Source organism: Kitasatospora sp. NPDC059462 (assembly GCF_042749955.1).
In the GTDB taxonomy this organism is placed as follows: Bacteria; Actinomycetota; Actinomycetes; order Streptomycetales; family Streptomycetaceae; genus Kitasatospora.
Window position 1 is genome coordinate 51,814 of sequence record NZ_JBHYUU010000017.1, and the last position, 25,545, is coordinate 77,358.

A 25,545-nucleotide genomic window follows, 5' to 3' on the forward strand; every position below is an offset into this window, starting at 1 on the left:
GATCCGTGATCCGCAGGGGCGGCCCGTCGCGCGGCGAACGGCCCGCCTTCCCTTCCGGGCGGAACAATCACCGATCTTCACCCGGACGAGTGAGCGGTCCTTGTGATCACCCCTCAGGGATAGGTAACCCTTACCTGACGCGACGGTGCGAGCGCCCGGCAGTTCCCTCCACCCCCTGCGCGTCGGCACTCCACGCGTCTCAAGGAGCAGCATTGAGCACCGCCCTGACCGGAGCCCCGCCCCGACTCCCGGCCCGCCGCCCCGCCGCCACCGCGGCCCCGGCCCCCTGCGACCGGCTGCTCCACCCGGACCCGGCCGTCGCCGCCGAACAGGCCGCCCTGGAGGCCCTGCTGCGCTGCTGGGCCCGCGAGACCGGCGCCACCCCCGGCCCCGACGGGTACCTGCGGATCGCCGTCCTCGGCGGCGCCGCCCGGCTCTCCGCCCCGGTCCGGCACTGGTCGCCGGCCGGCTGGCACCGGTTCGGCCCGGCCACCCTCGCGGCCGGCGAGGCCGCCGGGGCCGGGGACCTCGGCGACGACGCCCCGGTGGACGCCGTCACCGCCGCCGCCCTGCTCGCCGCCGCGGCCGCCGACCGGCCCGACCCCGGGCAGATCGCCGACCTCGCCGCACGGGTCGCCGACTCGGTGGTCCGCACCGCCGACATCCTCGCCCACCACCGCGCCGCCACCGCCCCGGTGCCCGGCGGACCGGAGCGCTCGGAGTTCCTCGCCGCCGAGCAGTCCCTGCTGCTCGGCCACCCGATGCACCCCACCCCGAAGAGCCGCGACGGCCTCGGCCCCGCCCAGAGCGCCGCCTACTCGCCCGAACTGCACGGCTCCTTCCAACTGCACTGGTGGGCCGTCGACCGCGAGCTGCTCGCAGCCGGCTCCGCCGTCGCCGAGGACGCCGAGCGGATCACCGCCCGGCTGCTCGACGACCCCGGCCTGCTGCCGCCCGGCACCGCCGCCCTGCCGCTGCACCCCTGGCAGGCCCGTGAACTCGCCCACCGCCCCGCCGTCGCGGCGCTGCTCGCCGAGGGCCGGCTGCACGACCTCGGCCCGGCCGGCGACCCCTGGTACCCCACCTCCTCGGTGCGCACCGTCTACCGGCCCGGCACCCCCTGGATGCTCAAGCTCTCCCTCGGCCTGCGGATCACCAACTCCCGCCGGGAGAACCTCCGCAAGGAACTGCACCGCGGCCTGGAGATGCACCGGCTGCTGGAGAGCGGCCTCGGCGCCGAGTGGCGGGCCGTCCACCCCGGCTTCGACATCGTCCGCGACCCCGCCTGGATCGGCGTCGACCACCCCGGCCTCGGGGACCCCGGCGGCCTGGACACCGTGCTGCGGGCTCAGCCCTTCGCCCCCGGGGACCGCGCCTACTGCGTGGCCGGGCTGGTCGCCGAACGTCCGCACACCGCCCGCGCCGGCACGGACGCCGCCGTCCCCTCCCGGCTGGGCGACCTGCTGCGCCGGCTCGCCGCCCGCACCGGACGCCCACTGCCCACGGTGACCGCCGAATGGTTCCTGCGCTACCTCGACGCCGTCGTCCTGCCCGTCCTCTGGCTGGACGGCGTGGGCGGCATCGCCCTGGAGGCCCACCAGCAGAACAGCCTGGTGCTGCTGGACGCCGCCGGCTGGCCGGAGGGCGGCCGCTACCGCGACAACCAGGGCTACTACTACCGGCGGAGCGCCGCCGACCGGCTCGCCGCCCGGCTGCCCGGCCTCGGCGCGCACAGCGACACCTTCCTCGACGACCCGGTGATCGACCACCACTTCGCCTACTACCTGGGCATCAACCACGTGCTCGGACTGGTCGGCGCGCTCGGCTCCCAGCAACTCGCCGACGAGGCCGTCCTACTGGCCGCGCTCCGGCGCTTCCTCACCGGGCCCGCCGCCACCGCCACCGGCTCCGCGCTGCCCGGCCTGCTGCTGGACGCGCCGACCCTGCCCTGCAAGGCCAACCTGCTCACCCGGATCCACGGACTGGACGAACTGGTCGGGCCGGTCGCCACCCAGTCCGTGTACGTCGACATCCCCAACCCGGTGGCCGGCGCATGAGCGCCACCGGCACGACGGCCCGGCCGGGCACGGCCGGGGACCCGGCAGGGTGGGGCCCGATGCCCACCCCCGCCGGGGAGTTCCGGCTGCGCGGCGTCCGGCTCCCCGCCGACCTCGCCCTGCTCACCGGCTGGATGAACGACCCCGAGGTCGCCGCCTTCTGGGAACTCGCCGGCCCGCCCGTCGTCACCGAACGGCACCTGCGCGGCCAACTCGACGGCGACGGGCACAGCCTGCCCTGCCTCGGCCTGCTCGACGGCACCCCGATGAGCTACTGGGAGGTCTACCGGGCCGACCTCGACCCGCTCGCCGCGCACTACCCGGCCCTGCCCCACGACACCGGCCTCCACCTGCTGCTCGGCCCCGCCGGCAGCCGCGGCCGGGGCCTCGGCGCCACCCTGCTCGCCGCCCTCGCCGACCGCCTGCTGCGGGACCGGCCGCGCTGCACCCGGGTGGTCGCCGAACCCGACGTCCGCAACCGGCGCTCCGTCCACGCCTTCCGCCGGGCCGGCTTCCGGCTCGCCGCCGAACTCGACCTGCCCGGCAAACGGGCCGCCCTGATGGTCCGCGACCGCACCCCGCACCCCGCCTAGGACTGCACCGCCTCATGGACACCCCCGCACCCCCGCCCGGGCCGTACGACCTGCTCGGCGTCGGCATCGGCCCGTTCAACCTCTCGCTCGCCGCGCTCGCCGAGCCCGTCCCCGGCCTGCGCACCCTCTTCTGCGACCGGCGCCCGGAGTTCCGCTGGCACCCCGGGATGCTCGTCGACGGCGCCCGGATGCAGGTGCCGTTCCTCGCCGACCTGGTCTCCCTGGTCGACCCGACAAGCCCGTGGTCCTTCCTCAACCACCTGCGCGAGCAGGACCGGCTGTTCCCCTTCTACTTCACCGAACGGTTCCAGCTCACCCGCCACGAGTACGACCACTACTGCCGCTGGGCCGCCGAACGGCTGGCCAACTGCCGCTTCGGCACCGAGGTCACCGCCCTGCACTGGACCGGCGACCGGTACCACGCCGAACTGCGCGGGAGCGCGGGCGGGCGGGTGCGCACCGTCGAGGCGCGCAACGTCGTGCTCGGCGTCGGCACCCTGCCGGTGCGGCCCGCCGCCTTCGCCGCCCTCGACGGCCACCCCCGGGTCTTCCACTCCGCCGACTACCTCGACCGCCGCGCCGCCCTGGCCGGCGCCCGGGACATCACCGTCGTCGGCAGCGGGCAGTCCGGCGCCGAGGTCTTCCTCGACCTGCTGCGCCGCCACGACGGCGACGGCGTGCGGCTGCGCTGGCTCACCCGCACCCGGGCGCTGGCCCCGATGGAGTACTCCAAACTCGGCCTGGAGCACTTCACCCCCGACTACACCCGGTACTTCCACGGCCTGCCGGCGGCGGTGCGCGACGGCCTGGTCGAGGCCCAGTGGCAGCTGCACAAGGCCGCCTCCGCCGAGACCCTCGCCGAGATCCACGACCACCTCTACGCGCGCACCGTCGGCCGGGCGGTCGGCGAGGCACCGGTCGAGATCACCCCCGGCACCGCCGTCACGGACGCCCGCTCCGGGCCCTGCGGCGGGCTCGAACTCGACTGCCGGCACACCGACTCCGGCACCGGTCACGTGCTGCGCACCGACGCCGTGGTGCTCGCCACCGGCTACCGGGCCGCCCGCCCGGCCGCCCTGGAACCGCTCGCCCACCTCGTCGACTGGGACGCCGCGGGCCGCTACCGGGTCGGCCTGGACCACCGGGTGGCCACCCTGCCGGAGGTCACCGGCGGGCTGTACGTCCAGAACGGCGAGCTGCACACCCACGGGGTGGGCACCCCCGACCTGGGCCTCGGCGCGCACCGTGCCGCGGTGATCCTCAACGCCGTCACCGGGCGGACCGTCCACCGGCTGCCGCAGCGCACCGCCTGGACCGGCTTCGCGCCGCCGGCCGCACCCGTTCCCGTCCCCGCCCGCCCCCGACCCCAGGAGCCGACCCGTGCCGCAACCGCCGGCCGCTGAACCGCCGCTGTACCTGCCGCCGCAGCTCACCGCCGGGCCCTGGCAGCGGGCCGGCCGCGCACTGCTGGCCAAGATGCTCGGCGAGTTCGCCTACGAGGAGCTCGTCGCCCCCGTCGGGACCGGCCCCGACGGCTACGCGCTCAAGCTGCCCGGGGCCGAGTACCGCTTCACCGCCCGGCGCGGCGCCTACGACAGCTGGCACGTCGACCCCGGCTCCGTCGGCTGCGACGCGCCCGGCGGCCCCGACCCGCTGCGCTTCCTCATCCACGCCCGGCACGCCCTCGGCCTGCGCGGCGACACCACCGGCCACCTGCTGCGCGAACTCACCGCCACGCTGACCGCCGACGCCCACCTGCTCGCCACCGGGCTCACCGCCGCCGAACTCGCCGACCTCGGCCACACCGAGCTGGAGGGCCGGCAGGGCGGCCACCCGTGGATCGTCCCCAACAAGGGCCGGATCGGCTTCTCCGCCGCGGACGCCGCCCGCTGGGCCCCCGAGGCCCGCACCCCGCGCCCACTGCCCTGGATCGCCGTCCACCGCCGGCTCGCCGAGTACCGGGGCGTGGCCGGCCTCGCCGACCCCGCGTCGCTGTACCGCCGCGAGCTCGACGACCCGGACGCGCTGCGCGCCCCGCTCGGCGCCGCCGCCGACGACTACCTGCTGCTGCCGGTGCACCCCTGGCAGTGGGACGAGACCGTGCTGCCGCTGTTCGCGCCGTGGATCGCCTCCGGCGAGATCGTCCCGCTCGGCACCGACGGCGACCTGCGGCTGCCCCAGCAGTCGATCCGCTCGTTCTTCAACGAGAGCCGCCCGGAGCGCTGCACCGTCAAGCTGCCGCTCGCCATCCTCAACACCCTGGTCTGGCGCGGCCTGCCCACCGAGCGCACCCGGGCCGCACCCGCCGTCACCGCCTGGATCCACGGGCTGCGCGACGCCGACCCGTTCCTGCGCGACGAGTGCCGGGTGGTGCTGCTCGGCGAGATCGCCTCCGTCACCGTCGACCACCCGCTCTACCGCGAGCTGCCCGAGGCGCCGTACCAGTACAAGGAACTGCTCGGCGCGATCTGGCGCGAGCCGCTCGGCCCCGCGCTGGCGCCCGGCGAACGCGCCCGCACCCTGGCGGCGCTGCTGCAGACCGGCCGCGACGGGCGGCCGCTCGCCGCCGAGCTGATCGCCCGCTCCGGGCTCGCCCCCGCCGCGTGGACCGCCCGGCTGTTCGCCGCGCTGCTGCCGCCGCTGCTGCACTTCCTCTACCGGTACGGCCTGGTCTTCTCCCCGCACGGCGAGAACGCCATCGTCGTCTTCGACGAGCGGGACGTGCCGGTCCGGCTGGCGGTCAAGGACTTCGTCGACGACGTCAACCTCAGCGACCAGGACCTCCCGGAGCTGCGCGGCCTGCCCGCCGAGGTGGACGAGGTGCTGCTGCGCGAGGACCCGCAGGGCCTGTGCCAGTTCCTGCACTCCGGGCTCTTCATCGGGGTGTTCCGCTACCTGGCGCCGCTGCTGGAGGCGCGGACCGGCCTGGCCGAGGCGGAGTTCTGGGCGCTGCTGCGCGCCGAGGTGCTGCGCCACCAGGCGCGATTCCCGGAACTCGGTGACCGGTTCGCGCTGTTCGACCTGTTCCGGCCGAGGATCGACCGGCTCTGCCTGAACCGCAACCGGCTGCTGCTGGACGGCTACGGGGACCGCCCGCACCGCCCGCACGCCGCCCGGCATGGCACGGTGCCCAACCCGCTCGCCGAGGACGGGGCGGCGCCGTTGCCCGGACAACGGGACCGGATTGTCACCCCCGCCCCGTAGGGTGGGAGGGTCATGACGAACGACTCCGAATCCCAGCTCCCCGCCGAGGACGCCGACCCGGCCGGGAGTTCCGAGGACGCCCCGGTCGAGGCCGTCCCCCGCGCCCGCGTCCCCGAGCTGCTGCACGCCGCGGTCGCGGCCGTCGGCGGCGTCGAGCGCCCCGGCCAGCTCCGGATGGCCGAGGCCGTCGCCGATGCCGTCGACCACGACGAGCACCTGCTGGTGCAGGCCGGCACGGGCACCGGAAAGTCCCTCGCCTACCTGGTGCCGGCGCTCGCCCACGGGGACCGCGTGGTGGTCGCGACCGCCACACTGGCGCTCCAGCGCCAGCTCGTCGAGCGGGACTTGCCGCGCACCGTGGAGGCGCTCCACCCGGTGCTGCGGCGCCGTCCGCTGTTCGCGATGCTCAAGGGCCGCTCCAACTACCTGTGCCTGCACCGGGCCAACGAGGGCACCCCGAGCGACGAGGGCGAGGGCCTGTTCGACCCGGTCGAGGCGATGGGCGGGCCGGCCGGCAAGCTCGGCCAGGAGGTGCTCCGGCTGCGCGACTGGGCCGACGAGACCGAGACCGGCGACCGGGACGACATGACCCCCGGCGTCTCCGACCGGGCCTGGGCCCAGCTCTCGGTCACCTCGAAGGAGTGCCTGGGCGCCACCCGCTGCGCGTACGGGCAGGAGTGCTTCGCGGAGAAGGCGCGCGAGCGGGCCAAGCTCGCCGACGTGGTGGTCACCAACCACGCGATGCTCGCGATCGACGCGATCGAGGGCGCGCCGGTGCTGCCCGAGCACGGGCTGCTGATCATCGACGAGGCCCACGAGCTGGTCAACCGGGTCACCGGCGCGGCCACCGCCGAGCTGACCGTCGGCGCGGTGAACCGCGCGGTCAAGCGGGCCGCCCGGCTCGCCAACGAGAAGGCCGTGGACGCGCTCCAGGCCGCCGCCGAGAACTACCACGGCCTGATGGAGACCGCCCAGCCCGGCCGGGTCGAGGAGCTGCCCGAGTACCTCGGGTACGCCGTCACCGCGATCCGGGACGCCGCCCGGCAGGTGATCACCTCGCTCGGCGAGACCAGGGACAAGGGGCTCAGCGACGAGGACGCCGTGCGCAAGCAGGCGATGGCCTCCGCCGAGGCGCTGCACGAGACCGCCGACCGGCTGCTCCAGGACTCCGAGTACGACGTCGTCTGGATCGAGCGCAGCGACCGCTACGGGCTGGGCACCGCCTCGCTGCGGGTCGCCCCGCTGAGCGTCTCCGGGCTGCTGCGCGAGGGCCTGTACAAGGAACGCTCGGTGGTGCTCACCTCGGCCACCCTCAAGCTCGGCGGGGACTTCAACGGCGTGGCGGCCTCGGTCGGCCTGCCCTCCGAGGCCCGGCTGCCGGACGTCCGCACCGCGGGCGACAACCCGGAGGCGGCGGGTGCGGGCTTCGGCGACGAGCCGGTGCCGCACTGGCGGGGGATCGACGTCGGCTCGCCGTTCAAGTACCCCAAGCAGGGCATCCTGTACGTCGCCAGGCATCTGGCCGACCCCGGGCGGGATCCCGAACGGCCGGACATGCTGGACGAGTTGGCCGAGCTGATCGGCGCGGCCGGCGGGCGCACGCTCGGGCTGTTCTCCTCGATGCGCGGTGCCCAGACGGCCGCCGAGGCGATGCGGGAGCGGCTGGACCACCGGATCCTGCTCCAGGGGGAGGACACCCTGGGCGAGCTGATCCGTGAGTTCGCCTCGGACGCGACCACCTGCCTGTTCGGCACGCTGTCGCTCTGGCAGGGCGTGGACGTGCCCGGGTCGGCGTGCCAGCTGGTGGTGATGGACCGGATCCCGTTCCCGCGTCCGGACGACCCGCTGATGAGCGCCCGGCAGAAGGACGTGGAACAGCGCGGCGGGAACGGCTTCATGGCCGTCGCGGCCACCCACGCGGCGCTGCTGATGGCGCAGGGCGCGGGCCGGCTGGTGCGCGCGGCGGACGACCGGGGCGTGGTGGCGGTGCTCGATCCGCGGGTGGAGACCAAGCGGTACGGCGGCTTCTTCCGCTCCTCGATGCCGGAGTTCTGGTACACCACGGACCGCAACCAGGTGCGCCGCTCGCTCGCGGCGATCGACGCCTCGGCGGCCCCGGTGCGGCCGGTGGTGAAGCGGGGCTGAGACGGGCCGGAGGGGCTCCGCGCGGTCTGCGGGGAGCCCCTTCCCGTCCGGGGGCGCCTGGTGGGCCGGGGGCGGCGGTCAGAGCCGGCGGAGCACCGCCACGACCTTGCCCAGGATGGTCGCGTTGTCGCCGTTGATCGGCTCGTAGGCCGGATTGTGCGGCATCAGCCAGATCCGGCCGTCCTCGCGCTTGAGGCGCTTGACGGTGGCCTCGCCGTCGATCATCGCGGCCACGATGTCGCCGTTCTCGGCGACGGGCTGGCGGCGGACGGTGACCCAGTCGCCGTCGCAGATGGCCGCCTCGATCATCGAGTCGCCGCGCACGGTGAGCGCGAACAGCTCGCCCTCGCCGACCAGCTGGCGCGGCAGCGGGAAGACGTCCTCGACCGTCTGCTCGGCCAGGATCGGCCCGCCGGCGGCGATCCGGCCGACCAGCGGCACGTAGGAGGTGGAGGGGCGCCCGGCGGTCTCGGCGGTGTTCGGCCGGGCCACCTCGACGCCGCGGACCTCGTAGGCGCGCGGGCGGTGCGGGTCCCGGCGGAGGAAGCCCTTGCGCTCCAGCGCCATCAGCTGGTGGGCCACCGACGAGGTGCTGGACAGGCCGACGGCCTGGCCGATCTCGCGCATGGACGGCGGGTAGCCGCGCCGCTGGACGGAATCCCGGATGACCTCGATCACCCGGCGCTGGCGCTCGGTGAGGCCGGCCTCGTCGGTGCGGATGCCGGGCGGGCGGCCGGGCGCCGAACGGGCGGGGGCGGGGTGGGCGTCGTCCAGCGCGGGGGAGTGTTCGATGGGCTGGTCCGGAACGCGGCCGACGCCGGCGAGGCCCGGGCCCGGGAGGCGGTGGTCTTCGCTACGGTCCATGGTGATGTCCACACTCTGCTGATTCGTGGTGCGCTGCCCCACCTTGAGCTGGGAGTGTTCCTGCACCGGGATGGTGTTGCTTTCGACGGTGTTCACGGCGGCCCCTCTCGACGGCTGTCCTCTCCTTTTTCCAGCCCAACGCACCTCGTATCGAAAGGTTGCGCCAAACACACGTTCGAGTGAATTATTCGGGAGTTGGCTGACTCGATCAAGGCTTTGTTGTACATCGATTAAATGTTCGATCCGAAGGCGTCCCCGGAATCTTAGTCCGCGCCGACACGCCCGTGGGCCGACTTCCGCCACAGACCTAGATGTAGTGGCTACAGTCCTCTCCGTGGCCCAGTACTTGTGGTCGAGGCCTCAAGATCGGGTTGCTACCAGCGCCCCCGGATCGCATAGACTCGACCAGTCCGCACGTCCTGCCAGGGAGGGATCCTCAGGTGCACTGCCCCTTCTGCCGGCACTCCGACAGCCGCGTCGTCGACAGCCGGACCACCGAGGACGGCAGCTGCATCCGCCGTCGTCGGCAGTGCCCGGACTGCGGCCGCCGCTTCACCACGGTGGAGACGGCCGCCCTGATGGTCATCAAGCGCAGCGGCGTCACCGAGCCGTTCTCCCGGGAGAAGGTCATCTCCGGCGTCCGCAAGGCCTGCCAGGGCCGCCCGGTCACCGAGGACGCCCTCGCCCAGCTCGGCCAGCGGGTCGAGGAGTGCGTGCGGGCCACCGGCAACGCCGAGCTCACCACCCATGACGTCGGGCTGGCCATACTCGGCCCGCTGAAGGAACTCGACGTCGTCGCCTACCTGCGCTTCGCCAGCGTCTACCAGGCGTACGACGGACTGGAAGACTTCGAGGCCGCCATCGCGGAACTCCGCGCCGAGCGGCCCGCCCCCGCGGCGGACGGCACTCCGGTGTCCGTCGCCGCCGCCGCGCCCTAGCAGGCCCGGCCCCTTCACCGGCCCCTTCCCGGGGTCGGCAGCACCCCCCGGCCCCCGCAAGGGCCGACGTGTGCCCGAAAACGGCGCACAGACCATGACAAACCGTGCGCGGCCGGCGAGGACTCCCGCCTGCCCGCACACCGGAAGAGCGAACCAGCCGTGCCCGGACTTTTCGGGGCACTCCGGGCGTTTGCCCAACCAGGAGGAGGAACAGAAGTGACAGACACCACGAGCGGTTCCGCACGCGGGTCGAAGTCCGACAAGACGGCGGCCAAGGCCGGCGCCGGCAAGGCCCCCAAGGGCGGGCTGAAGATCGGGCGCATCTACACCACTCCTGGCGTGCACCCGTACGACGAGGTCCGCTGGGAGCGGCGCGACGTCGTGATGACCAACTGGCGCGACGGCTCGATCAACTTCGAGCAGCGCGGCGTCGAGTTCCCCGACTTCTGGTCGGTGAACGCGGTCAACATCGTCACGTCCAAGTACTTCCGCGGCGCCGTGGGCACCCCGCAGCGCGAGTGGAGCCTCAAGCAGATCATCGACCGCGTGGTGCTCACCTACCGCGCCGCCGGGGAGAAGAACGGCTACTTCGCCACCCCGGACGACGCCGAGGTGTTCGAGCACGAGCTGACCCACGCCCTCCTCCACCAGGTGTTCAGCTTCAACTCGCCGGTCTGGTTCAACGTCGGCACCAAGCAGCCCCAGCAGGTCTCCGCCTGCTTCATCCTGTCCGTCGACGACTCCATGGAGTCGATCCTCGACTGGTACAAGGAAGAGGGCATGATCTTCAAGGGCGGCTCCGGCGCCGGTCTGAACCTCTCCCGGATCCGCTCCAGCAAGGAGCTGCTCTCCTCCGGCGGCAACGCCTCCGGCCCGGTCTCCTTCATGCGCGGCGCCGACGCCTCCGCCGGCACCATCAAGTCCGGCGGCGCCACCCGCCGCGCGGCCAAGATGGTCGTCCTGGACGTCGACCACCCGGACGTCGAGGCCTTCATCGAGACCAAGGTGAAGGAGGAGGAGAAGATCCGCGCCCTGCGCGACGCGGGCTTCGACATGGACCTCGGCGGGGACGACATCACCTCCGTCCAGTACCAGAACGCCAACAACTCGGTCCGCGTCAGCGACGAATTCATGACCGCCGTCGAGAACGGCACCGAATTCGGCCTGCGCGCCCGGATGACCGGCGAGGTCATCGAGACCGTCGACGCGAAGAAGCTCTTCCGCAAGATGGCCGAGGCCGCCTGGGCCTGCGCCGACCCCGGCATCCAGTACGACTCCGTCATCAACCACTGGCACACCTGCCCGGAGTCGGGCCGGATCAACGCGTCCAACCCCTGCTCCGAGTACATGCACCTGGACAACTCCAGCTGCAACCTCGCCTCGCTCAACCTCATGAAGTTCCTCCGCGACGACGACTCGTTCGACGCCGCGACCTTCGCCAAGGTCGTCGAGCTGGTCATCACCGCGATGGACATCTCCATCTGCTTCGCGGACTTCCCGACGGAGAAGATCGGCGAGACCACCCGCGCCTACCGCCAGCTGGGCATCGGCTACGCCAACCTCGGCGCCCTGCTGATGGCCACCGGCCACGCCTACGACAGCGCGGGCGGCCGCGCCCTGGCCGGCTCCATCACTTCGCTGATGACCGGTACCGCCTACCGCCGCGGTGCCGAACTCGCCGGTGTGGTCGGCCCGTACGACGGCTACGCCCGCAACGCCGCCCCGCACCAGCGGGTCATGAAGCAGCACGCGGACGCCTCGAAGGCCGCCGTCTCCTTCGACGACCTGGACGCCCCGGTCTGGGCCGCGGCCACCGAGGCCTGGAACGACGTGCTCCGGATCGGCGCGCAGAACGGTTTCCGCAACGCCCAGGCGTCGGTGCTCGCCCCGACCGGCACCATCGGCCTGATGATGGACTGCGACACCACCGGCGTGGAGCCGGACCTCGCGCTGGTCAAGTTCAAGAAGCTGGTCGGCGGCGGCTCGATGCAGATCGTCAACGGCACCGTCCCGCGCGCCCTGAAGCGCCTCGGCTACCAGGGCGAGCAGATCGAGGCGGTCGTCGCGCACATCGCCGAGCACGGCAACGTGGTCGACGCGCCGGGCCTGAAGACCGAGCACTACGAGGTCTTCGACTGCGCCATGGGCGAGCGCTCCATCTCCCCGATGGGCCACGTCCGGATGATGGCCGCGATCCAGCCGTGGATCTCCGGCGCCATCTCCAAGACGGTGAACATGCCGGCCTCCGCGACCGTCGAGGACGTCGAGGAGATCTACTTCGAGGCCTGGAAGATGGGCGTCAAGGCGCTCGCCATCTACCGCGAGAACTCGAAGGTCGGCCAGCCGCTCTCGGCCAAGAAGAAGGACGAGAAGGCCGAGGAGGCCCCGGCCGCCGCGGTCGAGAAGGTCGTCGAGTACCGCCCGGTCCGCAAGCGCCTGCCCAAGGGCCGCCCGGGCATCACCACCTCCTTCACGGTCGGTGGCGCCGAGGGCTACATGACCGCCAACTCCTACCCGGACGACGGCCTCGGCGAGGTCTTCCTGAAGATGTCCAAGCAGGGTTCGACCCTCGCGGGCATGATGGACGCCTTCTCCATCGCCGTCTCGGTCGGCCTGCAGTACGGCGTGCCGCTGGAGACCTACGTCTCGAAGTTCACCAACATGCGCTTCGAGCCGGCCGGTCTGACCGACGACCCGGACGTGCGGATGGCGCAGTCGATCGTCGACTACATCTTCCGCCGCCTGGCGCTGGACTTCCTGCCGTTCGAGACCCGCTCGGCGCTCGGCATCCACTCCGTCGAGGAGCGCCAGCGTCACCTGGAGACCGGGTCCTACGAGCCGCTGGAGGCCGAGGAGGAGCTGGACACCGAGACGCTCGCCCAGTCCGCCCCGGTCGCCCCCGCCGTCAAGCCGGCCGCCGCCCCGGCCCCGGCCCCGAAGGCCACCCCGGCCCAGGCCCACAACTCGACCGAGCTGATCGAGATCCAGCTGGGCCTAAACGCCGACGCGCCGCTCTGCTTCTCCTGCGGCACCAAGATGCGCCGCGCCGGCAGCTGCTACCTCTGCGAGGGCTGCGGCTCCACCAGCGGCTGCAGCTGAGCACGGCCCGCACCTCCCGGTGAGGTGAGCCACCGCTGAAGGCGGGGCGAGGACATGACGTCCTCGCCCCGCCTTCAGTCGTTTGTGTCAACCAGGGTTGACGCCGACCCACTGTCAACCTAGGTTGACATCATGAGCGAGAGCGGAGAGCTGGCGGCCGCGGCCGGCAGCCGGGATCCGGCGGTGGGGCTCCGGGCCGTCCGGGCCCTGCGGGACCTGGCGGACCGGCTGGAGGCGCTGCAGGTCACGAGCGCGCGGGGGCAGGGCTGGTCGTGGCAGGAGATCGCGACCTGCCTGGGGGTGACCCGGCAGGCGGTGCACAAGAAGTACGCGAAGCGCGGGCTCGACGGAAGCGGGAAGGGCGGGGACTGAACGATGTTCGAGCGATTCACCGAGGAGGCCCGGCGGGTGGTCGTCCGGGCCGGCCAGGAGTCGGCGGAGCTGCGGCACGGCCACGTCGGCACCGAGCACCTGCTGCTGGCGGTCCTGGCCGAGCCGGCGGACCCGGCGGCGCGGGTGCTGATCGAGGCGGGGCTCGACCGCGCCGCGGCCCGGCACGCCGTCCGGAGGCTGCTGGGGGAGGGCGACGACGCGCGGGTGCTCGCCACGATCGGGGTGGACCTGGACGCCGTGCGCGAGGCGGTGGAGTCCGTCTTCGGGGCCGGGGCCCTGGACGCGCCGCCGGAGCAGGAGCCGAGGCGGCGCGGGTGGTTCCGGTCCGAGGGCCGGGCGGGCCGCAGTCCGTTCACCTCGCGGGGGCGCAAGGTGCTGGAGCTGTCGTTGCGCGAGTCGCTGCGGCTGAAGTCCGGTCACATCGCGGTGGGTCACCTGCTGCTCGGTCTGCTCCGCGAGGGCGAGGGACTGGGGGCGCGGGTGATCGCCGCGCACGGCCTGGACTTCGCCGCCGTGCGGCGCGCGGTGGAGGCGGCGATGCGGTGAGGCGGGAGGGGCGGCGCGGTATACGGAGCGTTGCGAGAGGAGACTGACCGTCAACTTATCGGTTGAGTGCATCGTCTGAATGGATATGATCGGCCGACTGCGTGAACCGAATTGCCGCCCGGAGACGTTCCACGACGTCGGCCGGGCGGTCGCGCATTCGCCCGACTTCTGCCGAGGACACCGCACCGATGACAGAACCCTCCCACCCCGACGGCGGGCCGCTCCGTCGACCCGACGCGCGCACCAAGGCCCTGACGGCGGCGGCCGCCCTGCTGGCGGCGGTGGTCGGGCCGGTCGGGATGATGCGGGCGGTCGACGCCGGGCAGCCGCTGACCGCGGTCGCCGTGGCGGCGGCGGCCGTGCTCTGGCTGATCGCCGTCCGGCAGGCCGGCAGCGCCACCGAGCGGGCCCGGCGGCTGGAGGCGGAACTGGCCGGGAAGGACGACGAGGCCATGGCGGCGCTGGTCGTCGCCGGGGCCGCCCGGCAGGGCGAGGCCTCCGCCCGGACGCGGGCCGCCGCCGCGGAGGCCGAGCGGGACGAGGCGCGGACCGCGCTCGGGCGGGCCGAGGAGGAGGTCACGGCCGCCCGCGCGGACGCGGCCCGGGCCCGCGCGGAGGCCGCGGCGGAGCGCGCCGAGCGGGCCGTCCTGGACCGGCTGGCCGACGAGGTGCTGCCCGAGGTGGTGAAGCGGCTGCGCACCGGCGCGACCGTGGACGGCGCGCTGGCCGCTCACCGTGAGCACCCCCAGCGCGCGCTGCTGCGCGCCGTCGCCGAGGAGATCGGCCGCGGCGAGCGGCAGCGGGCCGCCGCGCTGGCGGTCTGCGCGACCGCCGCCGGCCGGGTCCAGGCGCTCGCCACGAGCATGCACGCGGAGCTGCGCGAGATGCAGCACCGGCACGACGAGGAGGTCCTCGGGGACCTGCTGAGCCTGGACCACGCGACCGCCCAGGCGGGCCGGATGGCCGACAGCATCGCGGTGCTCACCGGCGCCCGCTCCGGCCGGCGCTGGGGCAGGCCGATCCCGGTGGAGTCGGTGCTGCGCGGCGCGCTCGGCCGGATCGGCGCCTACCGGCGGGTGCGGCTGCACAACGCGAGCACGGCCGCGGTGGCCGGGTTCGCCGCCGAGGGCGTGATGCACGCGCTGGCCGAACTGCTGGACAACGCGACCACCTTCTCCGCCCCGCCGGCCGAGGTGCACGTCTACGTCGAGGAGGTGCCGGCCGGTCTGGCGATCACCGTCGAGGACAGCGGCCTGGGCCTGAGCGACAGCTGGCTGCGCCGTGCCGAGCGGGCCGTCTCGGCGGAGCCGCTGGACCTCACCACGCTGTCGGCGGGCACCCGGATCGGCCTCGCGGTGGTCGGGGTGCTGGCCCGCAAGCACGGGCTGCAGATCTCGTTCCGGCCGTCCGCGCGCGGCGGCACCGGCGTGGTGATGCTGATCCCGCAGCAGCTGGTCACCCAGCCCGCGACGGCGCCGGCGCCGCTCGCCGCACCCGCGTCCGCACCCGCACCCGCGTCCGCCGAACGGGCCGCGCGCCCCGCGCTCACCCCCGCCGCGCCCCCCGCTCCCGCTCCGGCCCCCGCGCCGAGGGTCACCGACAGCGGCCTGCCGCAGCGCCGCCGCGGCCAGACGCTCGCAGCCGCCCCCGCGGCCGCCCCGGCCGAGCGGACCGCCCGCCCCGGCGCGGCGGATGCCGCCGCCCGGTTCGGCGCGTTCCGCCGGGCAGCCCGGCCGGCCGTGGACACCGCACCGGCCGTGGACGCCGCGCCGGCCGCGGAGACCCCGGGCACCCGGTCCGCCGCCGACCCCGCGTCCGACGTTCCCCCCGTCACCGAGAAGGACTCCTGATGAGCAGTGTCACCGACCGCGACCTCGACTGGCTGTTGGAAAACCTGCTGACCAACACCCCCGGCACCCGGCACGCCCTGGTGCTCTCCGCCGACGGCCTCAAGCTCTGCCACACCTCCGGCCTCGGCGACGACCGGGCCGACCAGCTCGCCGCCATCGCCTCCGGCCTGCAGAGCCTGGCGCACGGCGCGTCCATCGAGTTCGGCGACGGCACCGGCGGGGTCCGGCAGTCGATGACCGAGTTCCACGGCGGCGTGCTGTGCATCGTGGCGGCCGGCGAGGGCGCCCACCTCGCCGTGGTCACCGACGAGGACGCGGACGTGGGCGTGGTCGGCCACAACATGCATGGGCTGATCGAGCAGATCGGCGTCCACCTCAGCGCCCCGGCCCGGGAGGACGCCGCGGATCCGGACGCCCGGGGGGCCGACGGAAGCGCCGGGGCATGAGCGGGGGCGGGGGGACCACCGGCGGGCGGCCGGTCATGCCGGGCCGGGACGACGACCCGGACCGCCTGTACACCATCACCAGGGGCCGCAGCCGGGCCCCGGAGAACGCGTTCGACCTGGTCACGCTGATCGTCGCCGAGCGGGAGCCGGTGCCGGGCATGCAGTCGGAACACGCGCGCATCCTGCGGATGTGCGAGGCGCCGACCGCCGTGGTGGAGGTCGCCGCGGAGCTGGCGCTGCCGGTCTCGGTGGTGAAGATCCTCCTCGGCGACCTGCTGGAGGCCGGGTCGATCACCGCCCGCCACCCCCGGTTCGCGCCGGCCACGGCCCGGCTGCCCGATCTCGACACGCTGAAGCAGGTACTGCATGGACTCCAACAGCTCTGAGGGCCGGGACGCGCGTCCGGTCGGGCGGACGCCGCTGCGTCGCACCGCCGACAACGCGCTGAAGATCGTCGTGGTCGGCGGCTTCGGCGTGGGCAAGACCACCCTGGTCGGCGCGGTCAGCGAGATCCGTCCGCTGAACACCGAGGAGATCATGACCAAGGCCGGTGAGGGGATCGACGACCCCGCCGGCGCCTGGGGCAAGCGGTCGACCACGGTCGCCTTCGACTTCGGCCGGATCACCCTCTCCGCCAGCCAGGTGCTCTACCTGTTCGGCGCGCCGGGACAGGAGCGGTTCTGGTTCCTCTGGGACCGTCTGTTCTCCGGCGCCCTGGGCGCGGTGGTGCTGGTGGACGCCCGGCGGCTGGAGGACTCCTGGTACGCCATCGACCGCCTGGAGCACCACGGCACCCCGTTCATCGTCGCCCGCAACAACTTCGGCGCGCCGACCCACACCCTGGAGCAGGTCCGCGAGGCGCTCGACCTGCCGCCCGGGGTGCCGCTGGTGGACTGCGACGCCCGGGACCGGGCGTCCGGCAAACAGGTGCTGATCGAGCTGGTCCGCCATCTGACCGCCCGGGTCGAGGCCGAGTCGGCGGGCACCGCCGCTGGCGCCCCCGTCCCCGACGTCCTTGAGGAGAGCACCCCGTGACCGAGCCCGCCGCCACCCCGCCGCCGGGCTGCCCGGCGCACGCCGGTGCCGTCCCGCTGTACGGGCCGCGCTTCCAGACCGACCCCGGGCAGGTCTACCGGGAGATGCGGGCCGCGCACGGCCCGGTCGCGCCGGTCGAGCTGGCCGGCGGAGTGCCGGCCTGGCTGGTGATCGGCTACCGCGAGCTCCAGCTGGTGACCGGTCAGCCGCAGCTGTTCGGCCGCGACTCCACGCGCTGGTCGGGCTGGTCGGAGATCCCCGAGGACTGGCCGCTCAAGCCGATGATGGCCCCCGTGCCGTCGATCCTCTACGCCGAGGGCGAGGAGCACGTCCGGCGCTCGCGGGCGGTCACCGACGCGCTGGCCGCCGTCGACCCGTACGAGCTGCGCAAGCACTGCGAGGAGCTGGCCGACCGGCTGATCGACGGGTTCGCCGGGCGCGGCGAGGCGGACCTGGTCGCCGAGTACGCCCACCGGCTGCCGCTGCTGGTGCTCTGCCGGGTGCTGGGGCTGAGCGAGGAGCAGGCTCCGGTGCTCATCGAGAGCCTGCTGGCCATGCTGGACGGCGGTGCGGACGCGCCGGCCGGAGCGCAGCGGCTGCTGGCGGTGATGCTGGAGCTGGTCGAGGAGAAGGCCGCGCACCCGGGCGAGGACGTCGCCTCGCGGATGCTGGCGCACCCGGCGGGCCTGACCCACGAGGAGGTCATGCGGGACCTCCGGGTGCTGCTGATCGCCGGTCACCAGCCCTGCTCGTACTGGGTCTCCAACGCGCTGCGGCTGATGCTCACCGACGAGCGGTTCGCCGCCTCGCTGTCCGGCGGGCGGCGCAGCATCGGCCAGGCGCTGAACCAGGCGCTCTGGGAGGACACCCCGACGCAGGTCTTCGCCGGCCGCTGGGCCGTCCGCGACACCCGGCTCGGCGGGCAGCGGATCGCCGCCGGGGACATGGTGCTGCTGGGCTTCGCGGGTGCCAACTCCGATCCGTCGGTACGGCAGCCGGACGGCCGGCCCGCCGAGGGCAACCGCGCCTACCTGAGCTACTCGTACGGCGAGCACGGCTGCCCGTTCCCGGCGCAGGAGGCGGCCGAGGTGATCGCGACGACGGCGGTCGAGGTGCTGCTGGACCGGCTGCCGGACCTCGGGCTGGCGGTGGCCGAGCACGCGCTGGTGTGGCGGCCGTCGGCCTGGGTGCGCGGGCTGGTGGCGCTGCCGGTGTCGTTCACCCCGGGGTACGCAGGCTGACCGCGAGCGCAGCAGGACCCCGCAGCAGGACCCCGGTACCGCTGGACCCGAACCGAAGGAGCCGTAGTCGATGACCGCCCCTGCCCCGACCGCCCTCGACCCGATCGCCCTCGACCCGCTGGCGCGTGACAACGCCGCCGAGGGGGCGCTGCTGCGCGCCGCCGGTCCGGTGGTGCCGGTGGTGCTGCCCGGAGGTGTCGCGGCCTGGGCGGTGACCCGGCACGCGGCCGCCCGTGAGCTGCTGACCGACGCCCGCCTGGTGAAGGACGCCCGGCACTGGGCGGCGTTCCAGCGCGGCGAGGTGCCGAGGACCTGGCCGCTGATCGGCCTGGCGGTGCCGGGCCCGAGCATGGTGACCACCGACGGCGCCGAGCACCGCCGGCTGCGCGCCCTGGTGGCGCACGCGTTCACCCCGCGCCAGGTGGAGCTGATGCGGCCGCGGGTCGAGGCGATCACCCGGGAGCTGCTGGACACCCTGGCGGCGGGGGAGCCGGTGGTGGACCTGAAGTCCGCCTTCGCCTTCCCGCTGCCGATGACGGTGATCTGCTCGCTGCTGGGCGTGCCGGAGTCGGAGCACGGTCTGCTGCGGGACCTCTACGAGCGGTTCTTCGGCGCCCGGCCGAACCCGGAGGGCATCCAGGCGACCATCGCCGGGCTGAACGCCTTCGTCAACGGCCTGGTGGCACAGCGCCGCGCGGCTCCCGGCGACGACCTGGCGAGCGTGCTGCTGCTGGCCGACGCGGAGGGCGGGGCGCTGACCGACGCGGAGGCGGCGGCCACCCTGCGGGTGATCATCGCGGCGGGCCACGAGACCACGGTGAACCTGATCGGCAACGCGGTGCGGGCGCTGCTCTCGCACCCGGACCAGCTGGCGCTGGTGCGGGAGGGGAGGGCCGGCTGGGACGCGGTGGTGGAGGAGTCGCTCCGCTGGACGCCGCCGACCAGCAACTTCCTGTTCCGCTTCGCCGCCGAGGACGTCGCGGTGGGCGGCACGGTGATCCCCGCGGGCGAGCCGGTGCTGATCTCGTACAACGCGATCGGCCGGGACCCGGCGCAGCACGGGGTGACCGCCGAGGTGTTCGACGTCACCCGGGATCCGGTCCGGCACCTGTCCTTCGGGCACGGCCCGCACGTCTGCCCGGGTTCGCCGCTGGCCCGGCTGGAGGCGGGGATCGCGCTGCCGGCGCTGTTCGAGCGGTTCCCGGACCTCTCGCTGGCGGTGCCGGACGGGGAACTGCGGCCGAGCGGCTCGCTGGTGGTGAACGCGTTGAAGGAGCTTCCGGTCCGGCTCTTCTGACGAAGAATCGTTTCTGCCGGCCACTGTTCGGCCCCGCCCGGTCCTCCCGGGCGGGGCCGAACGGCTTCCGGGTCACAACTGGGGCACGCGGGAACGATGGTCGGGTCCGGACCTTGGCGGCACGTGGCGGCTGCGTTACCGTCTTGGGATCGGCCGGCCGCCGCGTCCATGTCGAACGTCGAACTCCGGTACAGCGCAATGTCGTTCCGTCGTAGAGCCGGGCTCACGCCCCGGCGAGGAGGACCGCGTTGACTTCCACCCCGACCGTGCCGTCCACGACTGTGCCGCCCGTTCCCGTGCCCGCCGCCCGGCGCCGCCGTCCCCTGGCCGCGGTGGCCCTGCTGGCCGCCGCGGCCCTCACCGCGGCCTGTTCCAACAGCTCGGACAGCTCCGGAAGTTCGGGTGGATCGGGCGGCGGGCAGACGCTGTCCGGCGACTGCGCCGCGTACCAGCCGTACGCCGGGCACGCCGGCAGGACGGTGACGGTCTTCGCCTCGATCCTCAGCCCCGAGTCGGACAACCTGGAGAAGTCCTGGGCGGACTTCAGCAGGTGCACCGGGATCAAGATCAGTTACGAGGGCAGCAACGACTTCGAGTCCCAGCTGCCGGTGCGGGTGAGCGGCGGCAACGCCCCGGACTTCGCGATCATCCCGCAGCCCGGTCTGCTGGCGCAGATGGTCAAGAGCGGCAAGGTGGTCAAGCCGCCCGAGCAGACCGTGGCCAACCAGGCGAAGTGGAGCCCGGTCTGGAAGACCTACGGCTCGGTCAACGGCACCTTCTACGCCGCGCCGATGAGCGCCAACATGAAGTCCCTGGTCTGGTACTCGCCGAAGGCCTTCAAGCAGGCCGGTTACGCCGTGCCCAAGACCTGGGCCGACCTGATGGCGCTCAGCGACCGGATCGCCAAGGCCGGTGCCGGCAAGCCCTGGTGCGGCGGCATCGCCTCCGGCACGGCCACCGGCTGGCCGGCCACCGACTGGCTGGAGGAGGTGGTCCTGGGCTCCCTCGGCGGTGAGGTGTACGACCAGTGGGTGAGCCACCAGGTGAAGTTCTCCGACCCGAAGATCACCGCGGCGATGAAGACGGTCGCCGACTGGATGCAGAACCCGGCCTGGGTCAACGGCGGTTACGGCGACGTGAAGTCGATCGCCACCACGACCTTCCAGGACGCGGGCGCGCCGATCCTCACCGGCAAGTGCTTCATGCTTCAGCAGGCGTCCTTCTACAAGGCGCAGTGGCCCAAGGGCACCGCGATCGGGCCCGACGGTGACATCTTCGCCTTCAACCTGCCGGCGGTGAACCCGTCGGTGTCCAACCCGGTCGAGGGCGGCGGTGAGTTCCTGACCGCGTTCGCGAGCCGGCCCGAGGTGCAGGCGGTGCAGAACTACCTGTCCAGCAGCGACTGGGCGAGCAGCCGGGTGCGGACCGCGACCGGCTGGGTTTCGGCCAACCAGGGGGTGGACAAGAACCTGTACACCGACCAGATCGATCGGCTCTCCGCGGACGCCCTCACCGACCCGGCGGCGACCTTCCGGTTCGACGGCTCGGACCTGATGCCGGCCGCGGTCGGTGCCGGGCAGGAGTGGAAGTCGCTCACCGCCTGGTTCGCCGAGGGGCAGTCGATCCAGAAGACCGCCGTGGACATCGACGCCGCCTGGCCGCAGTAGCGGCGCGCGTCGCAGGAACCACCTGCCGAAGGGCGGTGCGGGGCCACCCACCCGCACCGCCCACCCCTCCGTGTCCCGTTCCCTGTGCCTCGTTCCCCTCCGTGTCCCGCCCCGGGGCCGCCGGGGCACCCCTCCCTGTTCCCGTTCCGCCCTCCGTTGGGAAAGGACGTCCCGCCATGTCCCTCTCCGCCGGCGCCTGGGGCGACGCGATGGTCAAGTTCGGCAACGGCTTCGGAGCGATCGCCGGCTTCCTCGGCATCCTGTTGCTGGTCTTCCTGGTCGCCGGGCGCGCCTCCGGCCGGATCGCCCGCCCGCTGGCCGTGCTGGTCCTGCTCGGCCCGGCGCTGCTGCTGCTGGTGGTCGGCCTGGTCGCGCCGCTGGTCCGCACGGTCTACCTGAGCCTCTACGGCGACGACAGCCGCCGCTTCGTCGGCGGCGAGAACTACGGCTGGGCGTTCACCAGCGACCCGTTGCGCGAGGTGCTGCTCAACACCCTGCTCTGGCTGGTGGTCGTCCCGCTGGCGGCCACCGGCCTCGGCCTCGTCCTGGCCCTGCTGGTGGACCGGATGCGCGGTCAGGCGGTCTACAAGTCCCTGATCTTCATGCCGATGGCGATCTCGCTGGTCGGCGCCTCGATCATCTTCAAGTTCGTCTACGAGTCGCGCGACCCCTCGCAGCAGCAGATCGGCCTGCTCAGCCAGGTGGCGATCGCGCTGGGCTGGGACGATCCGCCGAACTGGATGCTCTCCCAGCCGCTCAACACCTTCCTGCTGATGGCCGTCATGGTGTGGGTGCAGACCGGCTTCGCGATGGTCGTCCTGTCGGCGGCCATCAAGGCGATCCCGGACGAGGTCACCGAGGCGGCCCGGCTGGACGGCGCCCAGGGCGTGCGGCTGTTCTGGTACGTCACCGTGCCGATGATCCGCACCACGGCGGTGGTGGTGCTGACCACGGTGATGATCACCACGCTGAAGGCCTTCGACATCGTCCGCACCATGACCGGCGGCAACTTCGGCACCCAGGTGCTGGCCAACGAGATGTACTCGCAGTCCTTCGTCCAGTTCAACACCGGGCGGGGCAGCGCGCTGGCGGTGATCCTCTTCCTCGCGGTGCTGCCACTGGTGGCCTACAACATCCTCCAGCTGCGCAAGGAGCGTGAGGTCCGATGAGCGTACGGCGCGACGGCAACGCCGTCCGGAAGGCCTTCTCCTCGCCCCTCGCCTCGGTCTTCGTGATCGCGGTGACGGTGCTGTGGACCCTCCCCACCGTCGGGTTGCTGGTCACCTCGCTGCGCCCCAAGCAGGACGTCACCGCCGACGGCTGGTGGAACGCCCTGCTCCACCCGGACTTCGGCCTGGACAACTACCACACGGTGCTGTTCGAGGGCGGCTCCGGCGTCTCCACCGGGCTGATGCCCTTCCTGGTGAACTCGCTGGCGATCAGCGTGCCGGCCACCCTCTTCCCGCTGGTGCTGGCGGCGATGGCCGCGTACGCGCTGGCCTGGGTGCGGTTCAAGGGGAGTGACACGCTGTTCTTCGTGGTCTTCGCGCTCCAGGTGGTGCCGATGCAGATGGCACTGATCCCGCTGCTCCAGCTGTTCTCGGGCGGGGCGCACCTGGGCTCGCTGACCGTGATCCCGGCGCTGGACCTCAAGGGCACCTACGCGCCGGTCTGGCTGGCGCACACCATGTTCGCGCTGCCGCTGGCGATCTTCCTGCTGCACAACTTCATTGCCCAGCTGCCGCGTGACCTCATGGAGGCGGCGGTGGTGGACGGCGCCTCGCATTTCAAGATCTTCCGCTCGATCGTGCTGCCGCTCTGCACCCCCGCGCTGGCCTCGTTCGCGATCTTCCAGTTCCTCTGGGTCTGGAACGACCTGCTGGTGGCGCTCACCTTCGCCGGCGGCACGCCGGAGGTGGCGCCGATGACGGTCCGGCTGGCGCAGCTCTCCGGGTCCTTCGGCGGGCGGTGGGAGCTGCTGACGGCGGGGGCGTTTCTGTCCATCGTGATCCCGCTGGGGGTGTTCTTCGCGCTGCAGCGGTACTTCGTGCGGGGTCTGCTGGCCGGGTCGGTCAAGGGGTGAGCGCGGGCGGGAGGTGAGCCCGGCCGAAGGGCGGGCGCGCAGAGGCGGCGCGGCCCTGCCGGGCGGGCGCGGAGCCTCGGGCCCGGCTCTGTCACAGGGGTGTGACGGGGCCGGGCCAGGTCTTTTTGAACTTGTTCAGAATGGTCTACAGTCGGCATCGGCCGTGGTGCCCGGTGTCCTCGCCGGTGTGGTTCCGCGTGCCCGTCGGCGGACCGCCCGGAGGGTGGGTTCCGCGCGCCCACCCGACCCTTGAGGGGGAAGCCATGTCCGGATTCAGCACACCAGCGGCGGACGGAGTGCCGCCGGGCGGCGGGACCGGTTCCGGGGCCGTTCCCGGTGGCGGGCCCGCGTACGGCTACGGACCCGCGTACGGCTTCGGGCCCGCGTACGGCTACCCGCCCGGTTCCGGCCCCGGCACCAGCCCCGGCGGCGGTCCCTACCGGCCGGGGGCGCCCGCGCCGCAGCCGTTCGCGTGGCTGCGGCCCGGCGACCCGGAGCGCAAGGCCCCGGCCACCGGCCGGACGGTGCTGGCCGCGGTGCTGACCGGCCTGCTCGCCTCCCTGGTCCTGGCCGACGGGCTCGGCGTCAACCTGCTGCTCTGCGCCGCGTTCGCCGCCACCGGCGCCGGGATCGCCGCCCGTACGGCCGGCCGCCGGCTGCGGGTGTGGACCGCGCTGTGGAGCGCCCTCGCGCTCGCCCTGCTCGCCGTCCCGGCGCTGCACGAGGCCCACTGGCCGGTGCTGCTGAGCACGGTCTGGGCCGTCGGCCTGGCCTCGCTCGCGCTGCACGGCGGGCGGCGCTGGAGCGGTGTCCTGCTCGCGCTTCCGGGACTGCTCTGGCAGCTGGTGCCGGCCCTGGGGTGGGCCCGGGCGGGGCTGTCCGGGCGCGGCGGGAACTCCCGCAGCCGGGTGGTGCCGGTGCTCAAGGGGGTCCTGGTGGCCACCGTGCTGCTGGCCGTCTTCGGTGCCCTGTTCGCGAGTGCCGACGCGGCCATGGCGGATGTCCTCGGGAGCTTGGTGCCCAGCCTCGACCTCGGCGAACTCCCCTCCCGCGCGGCCCTGTTCGTGCTCGGCCTGGCGACCGCGCTGGGCTTCGCCCACATCGCGGCGGGCCCGCGCCGCTGGGACCGCACGCCGGTCCGGCCGGGCCGCCCCAGGGGGCGGCTGGAGTGGGCGCTGCCGCTGGCCGCGCTGAACCTGATGTTCGGCGCCTTCGCGGTGGTGCAGGCGGTGGTGGTGCTCGGCGGCGGGGAGTCGGTGCTGGAGCGCACCGGGATGAGCCGCTCCGAGTACGCCCGGCAGGGCTTCTGGCAGTTGCTGGTGGTCACCGTGCTGACCCTGGTGGTGGTCGCGGTCGCCAAGCGCTGGGCGCCGCGCGGGAACGAGACCGACCGCCGGATCGCGCGGCTGCTGCTCGGTGCGCTCTGCCTGCTCACGCTGGTCGTGGTGGCCTCGGCGCTCGGGCGGATGTGGTTCTACGTGGACGCCTCCGGGCTGACCGCGCTGCGGCTCTGGGTGCTGGCGGTCGAACTGTGGCTGGGCGTGGTCTTCCTGTTGCTGATCGCCTCGGGCCTGACCCCGTCGGCCGGCTGGCTGCCGCGCGCGGTGGTGCTCAGTGCCGCGCTGGCCGCCGCGGTGTACGGGCTGGCCGGGCCGGACGCCCTGGTCGCCGAGCAGAACGTGGCCCGCTTCGAGCGGACCGGGCACATCGACCTGCGCAACGTCCGCAGCCTCTCGGCGGACGCCGTCCCGGCCCTGGACCGGCTGCCCGGGGACTACCGGACCTGCGCGCTGAGCGTCCTCGCCTCCGACCTGGAGCACGACGGGCCCACCCCCTGGTACGCCGCCAGCCTGGCCGAGTCGCGGGCCCGGGACATCCTCGCCGCGCGCCCGCCGGTCGACCGGATGGAGGGCCGGGAGTACGCCTGCGAACGGGTGGGGCTGCGCCACGCCTTCAGCTTCGGCGGCTGATCCTCCGCCGGGCCGCCGGGCCGCCGGGCCGCCGGGCCGCCCGGCCGCCGAGGACGGGGTGGCGGGGCGGCGACCGGGGGCGGAGGCGGCGAGGGGCCGGACGGGAGCGTGCTGCTC

The 25,545-nt window shown here is 73.8% G+C and carries 20 protein-coding genes; 19 read left to right on the forward strand and 1 reads right to left on the reverse strand.

Annotated features, from left to right (window positions below; all coding sequences use genetic code 11):
- The first annotated feature begins 212 nt into the window (after positions 1-212).
- The 5 genes from ACFXAM_RS07590 to ACFXAM_RS07610 are packed head-to-tail and all read left to right on the forward strand — an operon-like array spanning position 213 to position 7,999.
- The gene (locus tag ACFXAM_RS07590) at positions 213-2,057 is read left to right on the forward strand and encodes an IucA/IucC family protein (RefSeq protein ID WP_380288424.1); all 1,845 of its coding nucleotides are present in this window, start codon (positions 213-215) and stop codon (positions 2,055-2,057) included.
- The gene (locus tag ACFXAM_RS07595; protein WP_380288464.1) at positions 1,949-2,650 is read left to right on the forward strand and encodes a GNAT family N-acetyltransferase; all 702 of its coding nucleotides are present in this window, start codon (positions 1,949-1,951) and stop codon (positions 2,648-2,650) included. The genes ACFXAM_RS07590 and ACFXAM_RS07595 overlap by 109 nt, the downstream gene beginning before the upstream one ends.
- A 14-nt stretch (positions 2,651-2,664) precedes the next feature.
- On the forward strand, positions 2,665-4,053 hold the full coding sequence (locus ACFXAM_RS07600; RefSeq protein ID WP_380288426.1) for a lysine N(6)-hydroxylase/L-ornithine N(5)-oxygenase family protein: 1,389 nt from the start codon (positions 2,665-2,667) through the stop codon (positions 4,051-4,053).
- Entirely contained in the window at positions 4,031-5,854 is a 1,824-nt protein-coding gene (locus ACFXAM_RS07605) for an IucA/IucC family protein (RefSeq protein WP_380288428.1), read from the forward strand. The genes ACFXAM_RS07600 and ACFXAM_RS07605 overlap by 23 nt, the downstream gene beginning before the upstream one ends.
- A 12-nt stretch (positions 5,855-5,866) precedes the next feature.
- Positions 5,867-7,999, forward strand: a complete 2,133-nt coding sequence (locus tag ACFXAM_RS07610) for an ATP-dependent DNA helicase (RefSeq protein WP_380288430.1) — start codon at positions 5,867-5,869, stop codon at positions 7,997-7,999.
- Positions 8,000-8,077: 78 nt separating this feature from the next.
- Here the strand turns inward: ACFXAM_RS07610 and lexA are convergent, their stop codons facing one another.
- Entirely contained in the window at positions 8,078-8,959 is an 882-nt protein-coding gene (gene lexA / locus ACFXAM_RS07615) for a transcriptional repressor LexA (protein ID WP_380288432.1), read from the reverse strand.
- A 344-nt stretch (positions 8,960-9,303) separates the two neighbouring features.
- Between lexA and nrdR the strand changes: the two genes are divergently transcribed.
- The 14 genes from nrdR (at position 9,304) to ACFXAM_RS07685 (ending at position 25,428) form a co-directional block, all read left to right on the forward strand.
- Complete coding sequence (nrdR, locus tag ACFXAM_RS07620) at positions 9,304-9,801, forward strand: transcriptional regulator NrdR (RefSeq protein ID WP_380288434.1); 498 nt, start codon at positions 9,304-9,306, stop codon at positions 9,799-9,801.
- 216 nt (positions 9,802-10,017) lie between these two features.
- Complete coding sequence (locus tag ACFXAM_RS07625; protein WP_380288436.1) at positions 10,018-12,900, forward strand: vitamin B12-dependent ribonucleotide reductase; 2,883 nt, start codon at positions 10,018-10,020, stop codon at positions 12,898-12,900.
- A 132-nt stretch (positions 12,901-13,032) separates the two neighbouring features.
- Positions 13,033-13,272 carry a helix-turn-helix domain-containing protein gene (locus tag ACFXAM_RS07630; RefSeq protein WP_380288438.1) on the forward strand — a complete coding sequence of 80 codons (240 nt, stop codon included), beginning with the start codon at positions 13,033-13,035 and terminating at the stop codon, positions 13,270-13,272.
- A gap of 3 nt (positions 13,273-13,275) precedes the next feature.
- Positions 13,276-13,839, forward strand: coding sequence for a Clp protease N-terminal domain-containing protein (locus ACFXAM_RS07635; protein ID WP_380288440.1), 564 nt, complete (start codon positions 13,276-13,278; stop codon positions 13,837-13,839).
- Positions 13,840-14,027: 188 nt separating this feature from the next.
- Positions 14,028-15,689: a sensor histidine kinase gene (locus ACFXAM_RS07640; RefSeq protein WP_380288442.1), complete on the forward strand. Its 1,662-nt coding sequence runs from the start codon at positions 14,028-14,030 to the stop codon at positions 15,687-15,689.
- Positions 15,689-16,135 (forward strand): roadblock/LC7 domain-containing protein, encoded by a 447-nt coding sequence (locus ACFXAM_RS07645; protein WP_380288444.1) that lies wholly within the window; start codon positions 15,689-15,691, stop codon positions 16,133-16,135. The genes ACFXAM_RS07640 and ACFXAM_RS07645 overlap by 1 nt, the downstream gene beginning before the upstream one ends.
- Positions 16,132-16,521, forward strand: a complete 390-nt coding sequence (locus ACFXAM_RS07650) for a DUF742 domain-containing protein (protein WP_380288446.1) — start codon at positions 16,132-16,134, stop codon at positions 16,519-16,521. Before ACFXAM_RS07645 ends, ACFXAM_RS07650 begins: the two co-directional genes overlap by 4 nt.
- A complete protein-coding gene (locus ACFXAM_RS07655) occupies positions 16,502-17,170 on the forward strand; it encodes an ATP/GTP-binding protein (protein ID WP_380288448.1) in 669 nt (222 codons plus the stop codon). The genes ACFXAM_RS07650 and ACFXAM_RS07655 overlap by 20 nt, the downstream gene beginning before the upstream one ends.
- A complete protein-coding gene (locus tag ACFXAM_RS07660; protein WP_380288450.1) occupies positions 17,167-18,411 on the forward strand; it encodes a cytochrome P450 in 1,245 nt (414 codons plus the stop codon). Before ACFXAM_RS07655 ends, ACFXAM_RS07660 begins: the two co-directional genes overlap by 4 nt.
- Positions 18,412-18,481: 70 nt before the next feature.
- Positions 18,482-19,708 (forward strand): cytochrome P450, encoded by a 1,227-nt coding sequence (locus ACFXAM_RS07665; RefSeq protein ID WP_380288452.1) that lies wholly within the window; start codon positions 18,482-18,484, stop codon positions 19,706-19,708.
- Between the two features lie 248 nt (positions 19,709-19,956).
- Positions 19,957-21,375 carry an ABC transporter substrate-binding protein gene (locus tag ACFXAM_RS07670; protein WP_380288454.1) on the forward strand — a complete coding sequence of 473 codons (1,419 nt, stop codon included), beginning with the start codon at positions 19,957-19,959 and terminating at the stop codon, positions 21,373-21,375.
- 176 nt (positions 21,376-21,551) lie between these two features.
- On the forward strand, positions 21,552-22,544 hold the full coding sequence (locus ACFXAM_RS07675) for a carbohydrate ABC transporter permease (RefSeq protein ID WP_380288456.1): 993 nt from the start codon (positions 21,552-21,554) through the stop codon (positions 22,542-22,544).
- Positions 22,541-23,458 (forward strand): carbohydrate ABC transporter permease, encoded by a 918-nt coding sequence (locus ACFXAM_RS07680; RefSeq protein WP_380288458.1) that lies wholly within the window; start codon positions 22,541-22,543, stop codon positions 23,456-23,458. Before ACFXAM_RS07675 ends, ACFXAM_RS07680 begins: the two co-directional genes overlap by 4 nt.
- A gap of 263 nt (positions 23,459-23,721) precedes the next feature.
- Positions 23,722-25,428 (forward strand): DUF4153 domain-containing protein, encoded by a 1,707-nt coding sequence (locus ACFXAM_RS07685; protein ID WP_380288460.1) that lies wholly within the window; start codon positions 23,722-23,724, stop codon positions 25,426-25,428.
- Positions 25,429-25,545 lie beyond the last annotated feature (117 nt).

Bases quoted from the DNA above. Each gene is read 5' to 3' on its own strand.
- ACFXAM_RS07600 (WP_380288426.1), top strand. From the start codon at position 2,665: ATGGACACCCCCGCACCCCCGCCCGGGCCGTACGACCTGCTCGGCGTC.
- ACFXAM_RS07610 (WP_380288430.1), top strand. From the start codon at position 5,867: ATGACGAACGACTCCGAATCCCAGCTCCCCGCCGAGGACGCCGACCCG.
- ACFXAM_RS07630 (WP_380288438.1), top strand. From the start codon at position 13,033: ATGAGCGAGAGCGGAGAGCTGGCGGCCGCGGCCGGCAGCCGGGATCCG.
- ACFXAM_RS07635 (WP_380288440.1), top strand. From the start codon at position 13,276: ATGTTCGAGCGATTCACCGAGGAGGCCCGGCGGGTGGTCGTCCGGGCC.
- ACFXAM_RS07640 (WP_380288442.1), top strand. From the start codon at position 14,028: ATGACAGAACCCTCCCACCCCGACGGCGGGCCGCTCCGTCGACCCGAC.
- ACFXAM_RS07645 (WP_380288444.1), top strand. From the start codon at position 15,689: ATGAGCAGTGTCACCGACCGCGACCTCGACTGGCTGTTGGAAAACCTG.
- ACFXAM_RS07650 (WP_380288446.1), top strand. From the start codon at position 16,132: ATGAGCGGGGGCGGGGGGACCACCGGCGGGCGGCCGGTCATGCCGGGC.
- ACFXAM_RS07655 (WP_380288448.1), top strand. From the start codon at position 16,502: ATGGACTCCAACAGCTCTGAGGGCCGGGACGCGCGTCCGGTCGGGCGG.
- ACFXAM_RS07665 (WP_380288452.1), top strand. From the start codon at position 18,482: ATGACCGCCCCTGCCCCGACCGCCCTCGACCCGATCGCCCTCGACCCG.
- ACFXAM_RS07675 (WP_380288456.1), top strand. From the start codon at position 21,552: ATGTCCCTCTCCGCCGGCGCCTGGGGCGACGCGATGGTCAAGTTCGGC.
- ACFXAM_RS07680 (WP_380288458.1), top strand. From the start codon at position 22,541: ATGAGCGTACGGCGCGACGGCAACGCCGTCCGGAAGGCCTTCTCCTCG.
- ACFXAM_RS07685 (WP_380288460.1), top strand. From the start codon at position 23,722: ATGTCCGGATTCAGCACACCAGCGGCGGACGGAGTGCCGCCGGGCGGC.